Origin of the sequence: Halorubrum sp. JWXQ-INN 858 (assembly GCF_009806985.1) — an archaeon.
Taxonomy (GTDB): domain Archaea; phylum Halobacteriota; class Halobacteria; order Halobacteriales; family Haloferacaceae; genus Halorubrum.
Genome location: NZ_WUAX01000005.1, coordinates 261,275 through 275,302, shown reverse-complemented (window position 1 = coordinate 275,302; position 14,028 = coordinate 261,275). Strand labels below are relative to the sequence as shown.

Sequence of the window (14,028 nt, the reverse complement as noted above, 5' to 3'; positions counted from 1 at the left end):
CTCACCGCGTGGAACGGCAAAGAGCTTCCTTCTCGGTGCCGAGAGCCCGACGGTCACGGTCGTTCCCGGAACGACGGCGTGTGGGCTACGACGATCGCTCGACGGTCAGCAGCCTGACCTCGACGGTCGTCTCCGTTCCGATGACGGCCTCGATCCGTGTGTCGAGTCTCGCTGCGAGCCCCTCGATCCCCGTCCCGGGCGGCGCACCGACGGTGATCACCACGCGTTCGGTCGAGCGGGGCGGAACGTTGCCGGCGCGTTCGATTTCGATATCGATGAGCTCGATCCCGGCGTCGATCGACGCCAGCTCGTCCCCGACGGCGCTCCGTATCTCCCCCTCGGTGGTCGTCGCGACGTACGAGTCGTAGGTGACGCCGCCGAGGAAGACGGACAACAGCGCGATGGCGGCGACGAGGATCGCCGCCCGCTTGACCAGCGCGGCCTTCGCGTCGTCCTCGCGGAACCACCGTTCCGGACGGTACCCCTCGTACCACAGCATGACGAGCGCCGCGAGGTTGATCGAGAGGACGTTCACTAAGACGAGGACCCCCGCGCCGACCGCGAGCCGCGGGATGCCGAAGGCCATCCCGATCCCGACGGCGGCCGCCGGCGGGATCAACGCGACGGCGATCATGACGCCGACGAGCGCCGCGGAGACGCCGGTCATCAGCGAGACGATCCCGGCCACGCCCGCGCCGAGCGCGACCGCGAGCGCGAGCACGTTCGGCGCGAGCCGCTCCGATACCTCCGCGAGCGTGAGCGGGTCGACCCCGGGCGGGACGAGGTTGGTGGCACGGAGGACCGTGGCGAACACCGCAGCGGACCCCACCGCGAGCGCGACGCCGAGCGCCTGCAGGCGGACGCCCCGCCGGAACAGCTCGTCGTCGTCGACGACGGTGCCCACGGCGGCCGACATCGCGGGGCCGATCAGCGGCGCGATCACCATCGATCCGACGACGGTCGCGGGCGAGTCGAGCAGCAGCCCGGCGGTCGCGATCACCGCCGACAGCACCGTCATCAGCACGTACGTCTGGGTGCCGGAGACGAGGTCTGCGGCCTTCGCCTGGAGCTCCTGTCGGGAGATCCGGTCCTCGTTGCGTTCCGACTTCGCCGCGTACTGCGCCTCCAACTGATCGAACCGGCGGGAGATCACCGTCTCGGCGGCGACGATGACGGTGTACGTCCGTTCGTCGATGCCGACCTCCCGGAGCCGTTCGAGCACCGGCTCGACGGCCGCGGTCGGCAGCGGGAACGTCGCGACCGCGGTGTACTCGCGACTGCTCGTCTCGTCGGTGACGACGTAATCGACACCCTCCTTATCGAGTGCACTGATCACCGCCGCGCGCTTGCCCGCCGGGATCATGACCTGGACGAGTCGCACGGACACCGGTTGCCCGGAAGCGGCTTATAAGACGGGGGTCGTGCGGCGGCCGACCTCTCGGCGCGGGTCGTACGAAACGGAACTTTAATGCGCGAATCCCGCGCATCTCCGGACAGAATGGATACGCTGCTGCTCGTCGACCAGATCCTGCTCGATTATCATCTGGGACACGTCCTGCTGTTGGCGTTCGGCGCGTCGCTGCTCGGGGCGGCACCGCTGAAGTCCCAGAAAGTGATCGCCGCGGTCGTGATGGGCTTCGGCGCGATCTTCCTGATGGCCCCGTTCACGACGATGCCGGCGACCTACATCCTCTTCGGGATCGGGCTCGCCGTCATCGGCCCGATGCTGTGGACGACCGCCGACTCCTGAGACGACCGCAGACCCCTGAAACGGCCGCCGACTCCTGAAACGGTCGCCGACATCGGAGTCCCGGATCCCCCGTAGCGATCGCCTACCGATTCGGGTCGGACGGCTCGTGCGGATCCCGCTCCTTTTTGCGTCCCCGTCTCCACCCACCGCTATGATCACGGTACGGGCACCCGCGACCAGCGCCAACCTCGGGAGCGGCTTCGACGTGTTCGGGGCCGCGCTCTCCCGCCCGGCCGACGTCGTGACCGTCGAGAAGGCAGAGCGGACGACCATCGAGGTGACCGGCGTCGGGGCCCAGTACATCCCGGAGGACCCGGAGCAGAACACCGTCGGCGCGGTCGTCGAGGAGCTCGACGCGCCCGCCCACATCCACATCGACAAGGGGGTCCGGCCCGCGTCGGGGCTCGGCTCGTCGGCCGCGAGCGCCGCCGGCGCGGCCGTCGCCCTCAATCGCCTGTACGACCGCGGCCTCTCGCGGGCCGAGCTCGTCCCCGTCGCCGCCGAGGGCGAGGCGGTCGTCTCGGGCGTCGCCCACTCGGACAACGTCGCGCCGTCGCTGCTCGGCGGGTTCACCATCACGACGACCGAGGGCACCCACGCGGTGAGCGCCGACGTCCCCCTCGTCGTCTGCCTGCCCGACGTCGCCGTCTCGACGCGCGACGCGCGACGGGTCGTCCCGGAGACGGCCTCGATGGACGCGCTCGTCGAGACGGTCGGCAACGCCGCGACGCTCGCCGTCGGGATGTGCCGGTCCGACCCGACGCTCGTCGGCGCGGGCATGAACGACCCGGTCGTCACGCCCGAGCGCGCCCGCCTCATCACCGGCTACGACGGGGTCCGCGAGGCCGCCTTCGACGCGGGCGCGACCGGCGTGACTGTCAGCGGCGCGGGGCCCGCGGTGGTCGCCGCCTGCCGCGACGGCCGACGGAAGGGGATCGCCGCCGCCATGCTCGACGCGTTCGCGGACGCGGGCATCGACTCGCGGGCGTACCAGACGCGGATCGGGCCGGGTGCGACGGTGCTCGACGAGTAGGCGACGGGAAGGGCGGAAACGACCCGGCGAGACCGACGACCGCGAGCGGCGCCCGGGTCAGTCGCCGGGCTCCGGGGGACGGCCGGTTTCATTCAGTCGCCGGGCTCGGGGGCCGACCGCTCCGAGTCCCCGGCGCCGAGCCGGGAGACGGCGAACTTCTCGAACGGCTCGGAGTAGCCCATCAGGGTGGTCCCGAGGATCGCCATGACCAGCACGTAGCCGACGGCGAACGCGTTGATCGTCGCCGCGAGCGTCGCGTCGAACGTCCCGGCCTCCGCGCCGGCGATGGCGATCGTCGCGATGATGAGCGAGAACTCCCCGCGGGTCGTCATGCCGAGCCCGACGCGTGTCGAGCGGCGCGTGTCGAGCCCGAACGCCCGCCCGCCGAGGAAGCCGCTGACGAGCTTCGTCGGCGTCGTGACGAGGACCGCCAACAGGATCAGTGCCGCCACCCCGCCGAACAGCAGCGGGTCGGTGACGAGCCCGATCCAGAAGAAGAAGACGGCGGCGAACGTGTCCCGCAACGGCTCGAGCAGCTCCTCGAGCTGGTGGACGTGGTCCGTCGCGGAGAACGCCATCCCCACGAAGAAGGCCGCGACCGCCTCACTGACGCCGAGCGTGAGCGCCGCCCCCGCGATCAGCACGAGCACCCCGACGGTCCGGAGCACCACGGACTCGTGGTCGTCGGTCTCGACCAGTCGGGAGAAGAAGCCGGTGCCGAGGTAGACGAGCAACAGCAGCGCGACGATGAACGCGACCGCGACGCCGACGTCGATGGCGGCCTCCTCGACCCCGCCGCTCCCGAGGACGATCGCGGACACGACGGCGAGGTAGACGGCGATGAAGAGGTCCTCGTAGACGAGCGTGCCGAGCATCGGCTCGGACTCGTCGTTGGCGATCCAGCCGAGGTCGATGAGCGACTTCGTGATCACCGCCGACGAGGAGATGTAGACGATCCCGGCGATCAGGAACGCCGGCAGGAACGAGCCGAAGACGAGCCAGCCGATGACGAAGCCGGCCCCGAAGTTGATCCCGAGGTCGATCGTCCCCGCCGTCCCGATCTCCGTGCGGCGGTCGAGCAGCCGATCGAGGTTGAACTCCAGCCCGAGGAAGAACAACAGGAAGACGATCCCGAGCTCCGCACCCAGCGCGATGAACTCCGACTCCGCGACGAACACCTCGCCGAGGACCGGGAGCCCGACCCGGCCGAGCACGAACTCCCCGAGCAGCATCCCGGAGACGATGTAGAAGGGGATCACCGACTGGCCGAGGCGGTCCGCGAGCGCGCCGACGCCGGCGATCGCCGCGAACATGACCCCGATCTCGAGCAGGAGATCAGCCACGGAGGCTCACCCCGATCGCGGGACACGAGGGATCCGCGGATCCGCGCCGGCGGCGGACGTGACCGGTCGAGTCCCTCCTCATTCCGTGAGAATCTCCTCGAACGACTCGCAGTTCTCCCGTGTTCCCACGCCGATCAGCGTGTCGGCCTCCTGAATCGTGGTGTCGGCCGGCGGGCTGTCGATCGTCGTGTCCTCGCGCTGGATCGCGACGATCGTGAAGCCGCTTCGGTTCCCGACGTCCGCGCTTTCGAGCGTCTCGCCGATCAGCGAGGAGCCCGGCTGTACCTCGTACCACTCGAGGAGGATCCCGCCCGGGAGGGTCGTCTCCTGGGTGGCCGGTTCGATCGGCTGGAAGTGTGCCCCCTCGATGATCGACCCGATCTTCCGGGCGAGGTCGTCGGAGAACTCGAACACCTTCTCGGAGTCGGCGTTCGACTCGGGACGGTAGAACAGCTCCCGCTTGCCGGTGTTGTGGATGACGACGATCATCTCGCCGTCGGCGAGGTCGATCTCGAACTTCTTCCCGACGCCGGGAAGGTCTGATTCGGTGATCGGCATACGCTGAACTACGACCCCCGACTGATAAAGAACCCACCCTCTGTCGTGGGATCAAGCCCGGTCGCCGACGACCCACTTGTGCGAGTAGCTCTCGCCGCAGGCGCAGTGAGCGTACGCGTGGACGACGTCGCCCTCCGCGTAGATCCCGCCGACCTCCTCGTTTTGCCCCTCCGCGAACGCGAAGACGAACCGGACCTCGTGGTCGCCCGCGAACGCGTCGCCCTCGGCGTCGGATTCGGCGTCCCCGGGGTCGGATTCGGCGTCCTCGGCGTCGACTTCAGCGCCCTCCTCGGCTTCTTCCGTGGCGTCCTCGGCGTCGACGAACGGACACTCGCCGTCGTCGAGCGACCGGGCGATCCGTCCCTCGGTCCGGGTTGCCGTCTGTGCGAACTCCATCGCACCCATCCCGGTGCCGGCCTGGAACGCGGAGCGGCCCGTCTCGCCGTCGAGGATCAGCCGGACCCCCCGATCGGTTTCCTCGCCGACGTTCCGGAGCCGGGAGTCGTCGTCGAGGAACGCGTCGCTGATGAAGAGGACGACGTCTTCGAGGCGGTCGCCCGCGAGGAACTCGTCGAGTTTGCTCATGTGGGCGGGGACGGGCGTGAGCCCTAAAAGGCGACCGTGTTCGGACGACGGCCGTCCCCGAGGACGCGGCGCGGATGTGGCGTCACGACGCGGACACGGGGCCTCACCCCGCTCCGAGCCGGAGGGAATGGGAGAAACGATTAAGGGGTATCGCACGGATTTCCCGTGTGATGAGTACACGCACACCGTCAGGTGACCGGCTCGCCGAGTGGGCCGCGCTGGTCGACGAGGACGTGCCCGAGGACGTCCGCGACGACGACCGCGCCCGATAACTTCCACCCCGCTTCGCGAAGGCTTTAGGGCGAAGCCGGCCAAGAGCCGCCGATGGCGACCGAGGCCACGGGGATCTCCCACCCGCTGCTCGTCGACGACTTCCTCCAGCACCGCCGCTACCAGCTCCGGCTCGCGGACGCCGCGCGGACGGCGGACACCCTGGTCTGTCTCCCGACCGGTCTCGGGAAGACGGCCGTGAGCCTGCTGGTCACCGCGAACCGCCTCCACGAGGCGGGCGGAACGGCCCTCTTTCTGGCCCCGACCAAGCCGCTCGTCCAGCAGCACGCGGAGTTCTACCGGGAGGCGCTCGAGATCCCCGACGAGGAGATCGTCGTGTTCACCGGCGAGGTGCGTCCGGACGACCGCGCCGCGCTGTGGGAGCGCGCACGCGTCGTGATCGCGACCCCGCAGGTCGTCGAGAACGACCTCGTCGGCAACCGGATCTCGCTGCGGGACGTCACCCACCTCACCTTCGACGAGTGTCACCGCGCGACCGGCGACTACGCGTACGTCTACATCGCCGAGCGGTACCACGCGGACGCCGCGGACCCGCTCGTCACGGGGATGTCGGCGTCGCCCGGCGGCGACACCGAGGAGATCGAGACGGTCTGTACGAACCTCGGGCTCCGGAACGTCGAGGTGATGACGGAGGACGACGCCGACGTCTCCGAGTACACCCACGACACCGACGTCAGGTGGGTCGAGGTCGACCTCCCGGAGGAGGTGATCGCGATCCGTGACGCGCTCAACGCGGTGATAGTCGACCGGCTGGAGAAACTGAAGTCGATCGGCGTGACGAACACCACCAGCCCCGACCTCTCCCAGCGCGACCTCAACGAGATGCGCGGGCAGCTCAAGCGGATGATGGACAACGACCAGTCGGACGGGTACAAGGGGATGAGTACCCACGCCGAGGTGATGAAGCTCCGTCGCGCGGTCGAACTCGTCGAGACGCAGTCGGTCGAGTCAGTCCGCCGGTACTTCGAGCGCCAGCGCAACGCGGCCCGCTCATCGGGCGCATCGAAGGCGAGCCAGCGGATGATCGCCGACCCGAAGGTCCGGGAGGCGATGCGACAGGCCGAGTCGTTCGACGGGCTCCACCCGAAGTTCTCGCAGGCGCGGATCCTGCTCGCGGAGACGCTCGGCATCAACGACGGCGAGCGCGCGATCCTCTTCACCGAGTCGCGCGACACCGCCGAGGCGCTCGTCGAGTTCCTCGCGGCGAGCTTCGACGTCCGGAAGTTCGTCGGACAGGGCGACAAGGAGGGCTCGGACGGGATGACACAGAAGCAACAACAGGAGACGCTCGACGACTTCCGCGCGGGCGAGTTCGAGGTGCTCGTCTCCACCTCCGTCGCCGAGGAGGGGCTCGACGTCCCCGAGGTCGACCTCGTCTGCTTTTACGAGCCCGTGCCGACCGCGATCCGCTCGATCCAGCGCAAGGGTCGGACGGGCCGGCAGGCGAGCGGGGAGGTCGTGGTGCTGATGGCGGCCGACACCCGCGACGAGGCGTTCTTCTGGATCTCGAGGCGACGGGAGAAGCGGATGGAACGCGAGCTCGCCGACCTCAAGGCCGCAACCGGTGAGATCGAGTCGACCGTCGGCGGTGGGGATCAGTCGGGGCTCGACGCCTTCGCGGGGCCGGGCGCCGGCGATAACGGCGACACCGACGACAGCGGCGACGGAGGCGACGACGTCCCCGACGGCGCGAATGCCGACAATGCGGATGCCGGCGATGCGGACGCCGACGACGGAGCAAGCAGCGGGGACGCCCCGGCCGCGCTCACCGACTTCGCGGCCGACGCCCGCGAGGGCGGAGGGGACGACGACGGGGACGAGACGGTCGATGGCGGCGCGAACGACGCCGAAGCGGACGACGCCGAAGCGAACGACGGCGGGGACGACGCGGTCGTCGCGACGGCCGGGGTCGACGGCGGCGTCGAGGTCGTGATCGACCAGCGCGAGCTCGACTCCGCGATCGCGAAGTCCCTCTCGACGCGGGACGGGCTCGTGACGCGGCTGGAGACGCTCGCCGTCGGCGACTACGTCCTCTCCGACCGGGTCGCCGTCGAGCGGAAGTCGGCCGCCGACTTCGTCGACTCGATGCTCGACGCCGACCGGTCGCTGTTCACGCAGGTCGGTGAGCTCTCGCGGGCGTACGCACGCCCCGTGGTCGTCGTCGAGGGGACGAACCTCTACGGCCAGCGCGACATCGACCCCAACGCGATCCGGGGCGCGCTCTCCGCGCTGGCGATCGACTTCGGGGTCAGCGTCCTCCGGACGGAGGACGAGACGGACACGACCGAGCTGCTGGCGACGATCGCCCGCCGCGAGCAGGAGACCCGCGACCGGGAGGTGAGCGTTCACGGCGAGAAGACGACGAAGACGCGCGCCGAACAACAGGAGTACGTGGTGTCCGCCATCGCCGACATCGGCCCCGTCACCGCCCGCTCGCTCCTCGAGCACTTCGGCAGCGTCGAGGCCGTGATGACCGCGCCCGAGGACGACCTCCTGGCGGTCGACGGCGTCGGTGCCGTCACCGCCGAGCGTATCCGCGGCGTGATCGGCGCGAGCTACGAGCCGTAGGTCGGCTCCGAGCGATCTCGACGGAAAACGATCACTCGAGCGCCGCCAGCGCCTCCGCCGCCTCCCGGGCCGCCCGGAGGTGTTCGCGGGCGCGCCGCGGGTCGTCCGTCGCCTCGGCGGCTCGGGCGAACCGCGTCAGCGTCCGCGTCAGCGACTCGCGGGCGGCGGCGACGTTCTCCCCGGCGGGGTCGGCGGTAGTGATCGGCGCGTCGTCCGAACCGGGGGATCGGTTCCGGGAGCGATCGCTCGGCCGTGCGGCCGGTTCGGGGTGAGACGCCGCCCCCTCCGCGGGGGATCCCGCGAATTCCGAGGATCGGGGAGACGCGGCCGGGTTGGAGTCGCTCCCGGGAGGGGTCTCCCCGGCGACGTCGGGCGCGTCGACCGCTTCGGAGCCCGTGTCGACGGCGTCGGCGCGTGTCGTCGCCGCCCGACCCGCAGTCGCGTCGTCCGCGCTCAGATCGGCGCCGTCGACCTCGCTGGCGTCATTGGCCCCGTCGGCCCCAGCGGCCCCGCCGACCCCGTCGGCCGTCGCGTTGCAGGTCGGGCAGAACTCCCGCCCGTCGTGGCTGAAGATCGGGTCGCCACACTGCTCGCAGTGACGGTTGGTCATCGTCGCCCCCTTCAACAACAGGTCGGACATCCGCTGGGTGTGTTCGCGCTTCCGTGCGTCGTCGGCGAACTTCTCCCGGAGCTTCTCCCGTTCCGCCTCCTTGTCGAACTCCTCGCTCATGGCTGGTGGCACGTGGTTCGCGGGGAAAAGTCCCGTGGGCTCGACCCTCCGCTACCGGGGGGTCGTCCGGGACGCGGCGGTGAACGGTCCGGGTCCGCGGCTCACTCCTCGATCCGGTCGGGGTCGAGCTCGCCGCGGTGGATCTTCGCGCCGTCCTGTGTGACCTGCCGCCCGAGCACCGCACACTTGACGCGCATCGGCGAGATCTCGACGCCGAGCATCTCCGTGATGTCGTCGGTCTCCAACGCGTGTAGCTCCTCGATCGTCATCCCCTCCAGCCGCTCGGAGAGCATGCTCGCGGACGCCATCGAGATGGCACAGCCGTCGCCGGAGAACCGGACGGTGTCGATCGTCTCGCCGCCGTCGTCGAGGGCGACGTCGACACGGATCGTGTCGCCACAGGAGGGGTTCTCGCCGACGTGTGTGAAATCCGGATCCTCGAGTTCCCCGTAGTTGCGCGGGTTCTTGTAGTGGTCGAGGATCTGCTGCCGATACATGTCCGAGCCCAATCCCATACTGCAGAGAGGTAGTGCGTAGCCGCTCAAAAGCGTTCCGTCGACGGCGACGGGGAACGGAGCGTCACACGCGTGGGGACGGACGGGGACGGAGACGAGGATAGACGAGGGAGGGACCGACGAGACCGCCGGCGACGGTCGCGCTCAGGCGAACAGGTCGTAGGCGTCGCTCACGGCGTCGACGAGCGCGTCGACCTCCTCGACCGTGTTGTAGACGTAAAAGGACGCCCGCGCGGACGCGGCGATCCCCAGCTTCCCGTGGAGCGGCTGGGTACAGTGGTCGCCGGCCCGCACCGCGACGCCGTAGTCGTTGAGGATGCTCGAGAGGTCGTGCGCGTGGACGCCGTCGACGTTGAACGCGACGAGACCGCCGCGCTCGTCGCCCGGCGGGCCGTAGATCTCGACCGACCCGAGGTCCGTGAGCCGGTCGTAGGCGTACTCGGCGAGCAGCTCCTCGTGGGCCTGCACGCGCTCCATTCCGAGGTCGTCCATGTACTCGATCGCGGCCGCGAGCGCGATCCCCTGCGCGATGGAGGGCGTGCCCGCCTCGAACTTCCAGGGGAGGTCCTCCCACGTCGACTCCTCGTAGGTGACCCGCCGGATCATCTCGCCGCCGTAGAGGTACGGGCTCATCGCGTCGAGGATCGCCTCGCGACCGTACAGCGCGCCGATCCCGGTCGGGCCGCACATCTTGTGCCCCGAGAAGGCGAGGAAGTCGACGTCGAGGTCCGTGACGTCGACCGGCCGCGTCGGCACCGACTGGGCCGCGTCGGCGAAGATCAGCGCGTCGCGGTCGTGGGCCATGTCGGCCAGCTCGCGGATCGGGTTCACGGTGCCGAGCGTGTTCGAGACGTGGACGACCGAGACCATCTCGGTGTCGTCGTCGATCTTCTCGGCGGCGTCGGCCATGTCGAGCGTGCCGTCCTCGGTCACCTCGATGAACCGGACGTCGGCCCCCGTCTTCTTGCCGATCTGCTGCCAGGTGACGAGCGAGGCGTGGTGTTCCATCTCGGAGAGCACGACGTTGTCGCCCGGGCCGAGCTCCTCGAGCCCCCACGCGTACGCGACGAGGTTCAGCGCCTCCGTCGTGTTCTTCGTGAAGACGATCTCCTCGCGGCCGGCCGCGCCGATGAAATCGGCGACGGTGTCGTGGGCGCGCTCGTACGCGACGGACGCCTCCTGGCTCAACTGGTGGATGCCGCGGTGAACGTTGGAGTTGTAGCCGCGGTAGTAGTTCGCGATGGCGTCGACCACCGGCTCGGGGGTGTGTGTCGTCGCCGCGTTGTCGAGGTAGACGAGCGGGGTGTCGTCGCTGTCGTCCTGTCCGACGGTCGTCGGATCGCCACCGACCAGCCGATCGAGGATCGGGAAGTCGGCGCGGACGGCCTGGACGTCGAACGGGTACTGTTCCTGAACTCCCATTACCTCGTATCGGGGCCGCAGGGTCAACACACCTTCGGTCCGGCAGGCGTTGCTCCTATCGAGGAGGGACCGTCGAGTGCCGCAAAGAGGTCGTCGCGTGCCGCGAAGAGGTCGTCGAGTGCCGCGATCGCCGACCGTCGGCGACGCTCGGAGGGCGAACCGGCGTCCCAGCAGTTCACGGACGAACTGGTGCCCTTTTGAGTGAGCGGGCTCTCCGTCCAGCCATGACCGATACGCTCAGGCTCGCCACGCGCGGGTCCGACCTGGCGCTTCGACAGGCCGGAGCCGTCCGCGACGCGCTGGAGAGCCGCCGCCGCGACGTCGAGATCCGGCGGGTCGAGACCCGCGGCGACCAGATCCCCGACGAGCTGATCCACCGGCTCGGGCGCACCGGCGCGTTCGTTCGCGCCCTCGACGAGGAGGTGCTCGCGGGCGACGCCGACCTCGCGGTCCACTCGCTGAAGGACGTCCCGACCGAGGGAATGGACGACGTCGTGATCGCGGGCGTCCCCGAACGCGCGCCCTCCGGCGACGTCCTCGTCCACCCGGACGGGCTCGACATCGACGACCTCGAACCGGGGGCGGTCGTCGGGACCGGCTCCCTGCGCCGGACCGCACAGATACTGGCGGCACGGCCCGACCTCGAGGTCGAGCCGATCCGCGGCAACGTCGACACGCGGATCGAGAAGCTGATCGCGCCCGCCCTCCAAGCGGAACACGAGCGTCGACTGATCGCCTCCGGTGAGGGTCGGGCGGCCACGGCGGTGGGCGAGGACGGCGGGGACCTCCCCGACAACGCCGACACGGTGCTCGCCGGGTCGGACGGGGCCGACGACGACGAGACGTTCGATCGGACCGTCGAGGAGTGGTTCGACGACCTCACCGAGCTGGAGCGCTCGGCGATGGAGCGTACGGTCGACGTCGAGTACGACGCGCTCGTGCTCGCGGAGGCGGGGCTCCGCCGGACGGGACTCGACGGGCAGATCCCGACGACTCGGCTGCCGCGCGCGGAGTTCGTTCCGGCCGCCGGCCAGGGCGCGATCGCGGTGACCGCGGTCGATCCGGACGTCGTCGAGGCGGTGCGGTCGACCGTCGACCACCCGCGGACGCGGGTGGCGGTGACGGTCGAGCGGACGGTGCTCGCGGGGCTCAACGGCGGCTGTATCGCACCGATCGGCGTCTCGGCGCTCGTCCAGGGCGAGCACGTCCACGTCCGGGCGCGGGTGCTGTCGACGGACGGAACGGAGGAGGTCGCCGGGACGCGCGACCTCCCGATCCGGTCGCACGCGAAGGCGGCCGAGGCGTTCGCCGACGACCTCGCCGACCGGGGAGCCGCCGAGCTGATCGACCGCGCCCGCGAGGAGGTCGACGTCGATGACTGAGCGCGGCGCGACGCGACCGAGGACGGAAGGGGACGAGGAGCCGGACGTCGGCACCGTCTACCTCGTCGGGTCCGGCCCGGGCGACCCGGACCTGTTGACGGTGAAGGCGGCCCGGCTCATCGAGTCGGCGGACGTCGTCCTCCACGACAAGCTCCCCGGGCCCGCGATCCTCGAGCGCATCCCCGAGGCGAAACGGGAGGACGTCGGCAAGCGCGCGGGCGGCGAGTGGACTCCGCAGGAGTACACCAACCGCCGGCTCGTCGAGCTGGCGAGCGCCGGGAAGACCGTCGTCCGGCTCAAGGGCGGCGATCCGTTCGTCTTCGGCCGCGGCGGCGAGGAGGCCGAACACCTCGCGGCGGCCGGGATCCCGTTCGAGGTCGTTCCCGGGGTCACGTCCGCGATCGCGGGCCCGGCGGTCGCCGGGATCCCGGTCACCCACCGCGACCACGCCTCCTCGGTGTCGTTCGTCACCGGTCACGAGGACCCGACGAAGGCGGAGTCGGCCGTCGATTGGGGCGCGCTCGCGGCGACCGGCGGCACGATCGTCGTCCTGATGGGCGTCGGCAAGCTGCCGGAGTACACCGCGGCGCTGCGCGAGGCGGGGATGGACCCCTCGACCCCGGTCGCGCTCGTCGAGCGCGCGACGTGGCCGGGAATGCGGGTCGCGACCGGGACGCTCGAGACGATCGTGGACGCCCGGGACGACGCCGGGATCGAGCCGCCCGCGATCACCGTGATCGGCGACGTGGCGGCGACTCGCGGGCGCGTGCTGTCGTTCCTCCGCAACGCCGGGTCCGAGGCGTGTTCCGACGCCGGACCGGAGGCGAGAACCGATGACTGACGGCCCCCGCGTCGCGGCGTTCCGACCGGCCGACGAGCGGATCGACGACGCCGTCGAGCTGCTGTCGGCGCTCGGGGCGACGCCGGTCGCCGACCCGATGCTCGCGGTCGAGCCGACGGGCGCGACGCCCGGAGAGGGCCGGTACGTCGTCCTCACGAGCAAGACCGGCGTCGAGCTGGCGGCCGCGGCGGGCTGGGAGCCGGGCGACGCGACGCTCGTCGCCATCGGCCCCGCGACCGCCGCGGCGGCCCGGAAGGCCGGCTGGAGCGTCGACGTCGTCCCCGACGAGTACACCTCCGCGGGACTCGTCTCGCGGCTGCGGGACGCCGTCGACGGCGAGCGCGTCGAGGTCGCGCGGTCGGATCACGGGAGCGACGTACTCGTCGACGGCCTCCGTGCGGCCGGCGCGGACGTCCACGAGACGGTGCTCTACCGGCTGACGCGCCCCGACGGGAGCGGCGAGTCGGCCGAGTTGGCCGCCCGCGGTGACCTCGACGGGGTCGCGTTCACCTCCTCGCTCACGGTGGCGAACTTCCTCGCCGCCGCCGACGAGCGGGGGGTTCGCGAGGACGCGCTCGCGGGGCTGTCGGACGCCGTGGTCGGCGCGATCGGGCCGCCGACCGCGGAGACGGCCGCGGACCACGGGATCGACGTCGACGTCGTCCCCGAGGAGGCCACGTTCGAGGCGCTCGCGAGACGAGTCGTCGAGGCGATCGGCGACTCCGCCGACGGAACCGACGGCGAGCACGCGGGCGAAAACACCGACGAAACAGACGACTGAGCCCGATCGAGAGGCCGACGAGTTGCGTCGAGAACCGCGGCCGCTTATAAATATGCGCGGCAGGAACGACGATCGCTTATAAAGCGCGCGGCAGGTGCATCAAGGCTTTTCGAGGCTACCGGGGGCCTTTCGATGCCGTTCCGGGGCTTCTCGGAGTCTTTTGCGGTTTTTGGGGCAATTCCTTCGAAGGGTCCTGTTAAAGCCCTCAGATCATCTCTCAATTCGATCA

At 70.5% G+C, this 14,028-nt stretch carries 13 protein-coding genes; 6 read left to right on the top strand and 7 right to left on the bottom strand.

Features of this window, described 5'->3' with window-relative positions; genetic code table 11:
* Nucleotides 1–85: 85 nt before the first annotated feature.
* Complete coding sequence (locus GRS48_RS02640; protein WP_394351185.1) at nt 86–1,381, bottom strand: TIGR00341 family protein; 1,296 nt, start codon at nt 1,379–1,381, stop codon at nt 86–88.
* 117 nt (nt 1,382–1,498) lie between these two features.
* On the opposite strand from GRS48_RS02640, the gene GRS48_RS02635 reads away from it, so the two are divergent.
* Together GRS48_RS02635 and GRS48_RS02630 are read left to right on the top strand one after the other, a co-directional pair.
* Entirely contained in the window at nt 1,499–1,750 is a 252-nt protein-coding gene (locus GRS48_RS02635; protein WP_159483367.1) for a hypothetical protein, read from the top strand.
* A 151-nt stretch (nt 1,751–1,901) separates the two neighbouring features.
* Nucleotides 1,902–2,783: a homoserine kinase gene (locus GRS48_RS02630; RefSeq protein WP_159483366.1), complete on the top strand. Its 882-nt coding sequence runs from the start codon at nt 1,902–1,904 to the stop codon at nt 2,781–2,783.
* Nucleotides 2,784–2,875: 92 nt separating this feature from the next.
* Here GRS48_RS02630 and GRS48_RS02625 read toward each other — a convergent pair whose 3' ends face one another.
* The 3 genes from GRS48_RS02625 to GRS48_RS02615 form a co-directional block, all read right to left on the bottom strand.
* On the bottom strand, nt 2,876–4,096 hold the full coding sequence (locus GRS48_RS02625) for a cation:proton antiporter (protein WP_159483523.1): 1,221 nt from the start codon (nt 4,094–4,096) through the stop codon (nt 2,876–2,878).
* 108 nt (nt 4,097–4,204) lie between these two features.
* Nucleotides 4,205–4,684 (bottom strand): TrkA C-terminal domain-containing protein, encoded by a 480-nt coding sequence (locus GRS48_RS02620; protein ID WP_159483365.1) that lies wholly within the window; start codon nt 4,682–4,684, stop codon nt 4,205–4,207.
* Between the two features lie 51 nt (nt 4,685–4,735).
* Nucleotides 4,736–5,269, bottom strand: a complete 534-nt coding sequence (locus GRS48_RS02615) for a DUF5807 family protein (protein ID WP_159483364.1) — start codon at nt 5,267–5,269, stop codon at nt 4,736–4,738.
* A gap of 324 nt (nt 5,270–5,593) precedes the next feature.
* On the opposite strand from GRS48_RS02615, the gene GRS48_RS02610 reads away from it, so the two are divergent.
* Complete coding sequence (locus GRS48_RS02610; protein WP_159483363.1) at nt 5,594–8,128, top strand: DEAD/DEAH box helicase; 2,535 nt, start codon at nt 5,594–5,596, stop codon at nt 8,126–8,128.
* Nucleotides 8,129–8,159: 31 nt separating this feature from the next.
* Here the strand turns inward: GRS48_RS02610 and GRS48_RS02605 are convergent, their stop codons facing one another.
* From GRS48_RS02605 to GRS48_RS02595, 3 genes are all read right to left on the bottom strand, one after another.
* Complete coding sequence (locus GRS48_RS02605) at nt 8,160–8,858, bottom strand: Sjogren's syndrome/scleroderma autoantigen 1 family protein (RefSeq protein WP_159483362.1); 699 nt, start codon at nt 8,856–8,858, stop codon at nt 8,160–8,162.
* A 101-nt stretch (nt 8,859–8,959) separates the two neighbouring features.
* Nucleotides 8,960–9,373, bottom strand: coding sequence for a Fe-S cluster assembly sulfur transfer protein SufU (sufU, locus tag GRS48_RS02600; RefSeq protein WP_159483361.1), 414 nt, complete (start codon nt 9,371–9,373; stop codon nt 8,960–8,962).
* A 144-nt stretch (nt 9,374–9,517) separates the two neighbouring features.
* Nucleotides 9,518–10,795, bottom strand: coding sequence for an aminotransferase class V-fold PLP-dependent enzyme (locus tag GRS48_RS02595; protein ID WP_159483360.1), 1,278 nt, complete (start codon nt 10,793–10,795; stop codon nt 9,518–9,520).
* Nucleotides 10,796–11,019: 224 nt separating this feature from the next.
* On the opposite strand from GRS48_RS02595, the gene hemC reads away from it, so the two are divergent.
* Genes hemC through GRS48_RS02580 form a run of 3 tightly spaced genes read left to right on the top strand, consistent with a single transcriptional unit; the run spans nt 11,020 to nt 13,799 of the window.
* Complete coding sequence (hemC, locus tag GRS48_RS02590; RefSeq protein WP_159483359.1) at nt 11,020–12,177, top strand: hydroxymethylbilane synthase; 1,158 nt, start codon at nt 11,020–11,022, stop codon at nt 12,175–12,177.
* Entirely contained in the window at nt 12,170–13,018 is an 849-nt protein-coding gene (gene cobA / locus GRS48_RS02585; protein ID WP_159483358.1) for a uroporphyrinogen-III C-methyltransferase, read from the top strand. The genes hemC and cobA overlap by 8 nt, the downstream gene beginning before the upstream one ends.
* Nucleotides 13,011–13,799, top strand: coding sequence for a uroporphyrinogen-III synthase (locus GRS48_RS02580; RefSeq protein WP_159483357.1), 789 nt, complete (start codon nt 13,011–13,013; stop codon nt 13,797–13,799). The genes cobA and GRS48_RS02580 overlap by 8 nt, the downstream gene beginning before the upstream one ends.
* Nucleotides 13,800–14,028 lie beyond the last annotated feature (229 nt).

Excerpts from the sequence above, each read along its gene's own strand:
- GRS48_RS02635 (WP_159483367.1), top strand. The coding sequence starts at position 1,499 with ATGGATACGCTGCTGCTCGTCGACCAGATCCTGCTCGATTATCATCTG.
- GRS48_RS02630 (WP_159483366.1), top strand. The coding sequence starts at position 1,902 with ATGATCACGGTACGGGCACCCGCGACCAGCGCCAACCTCGGGAGCGGC.
- GRS48_RS02625 (WP_159483523.1), bottom strand. The coding sequence starts at position 4,096 with ATGTTCGCGGCGATCGCCGGCGTCGGCGCGCTCGCGGACCGCCTCGGC.
- GRS48_RS02620 (WP_159483365.1), bottom strand. The coding sequence starts at position 4,684 with ATGCCGATCACCGAATCAGACCTTCCCGGCGTCGGGAAGAAGTTCGAG.
- GRS48_RS02615 (WP_159483364.1), bottom strand. The coding sequence starts at position 5,269 with ATGAGCAAACTCGACGAGTTCCTCGCGGGCGACCGCCTCGAAGACGTC.
- GRS48_RS02610 (WP_159483363.1), top strand. The coding sequence starts at position 5,594 with ATGGCGACCGAGGCCACGGGGATCTCCCACCCGCTGCTCGTCGACGAC.
- GRS48_RS02605 (WP_159483362.1), bottom strand. The coding sequence starts at position 8,858 with ATGAGCGAGGAGTTCGACAAGGAGGCGGAACGGGAGAAGCTCCGGGAG.
- sufU (WP_159483361.1), bottom strand. The coding sequence starts at position 9,373 with ATGGGATTGGGCTCGGACATGTATCGGCAGCAGATCCTCGACCACTAC.
- GRS48_RS02595 (WP_159483360.1), bottom strand. The coding sequence starts at position 10,795 with ATGGGAGTTCAGGAACAGTACCCGTTCGACGTCCAGGCCGTCCGCGCC.
- hemC (WP_159483359.1), top strand. The coding sequence starts at position 11,020 with ATGACCGATACGCTCAGGCTCGCCACGCGCGGGTCCGACCTGGCGCTT.
- cobA (WP_159483358.1), top strand. The coding sequence starts at position 12,170 with ATGACTGAGCGCGGCGCGACGCGACCGAGGACGGAAGGGGACGAGGAG.
- GRS48_RS02580 (WP_159483357.1), top strand. The coding sequence starts at position 13,011 with ATGACTGACGGCCCCCGCGTCGCGGCGTTCCGACCGGCCGACGAGCGG.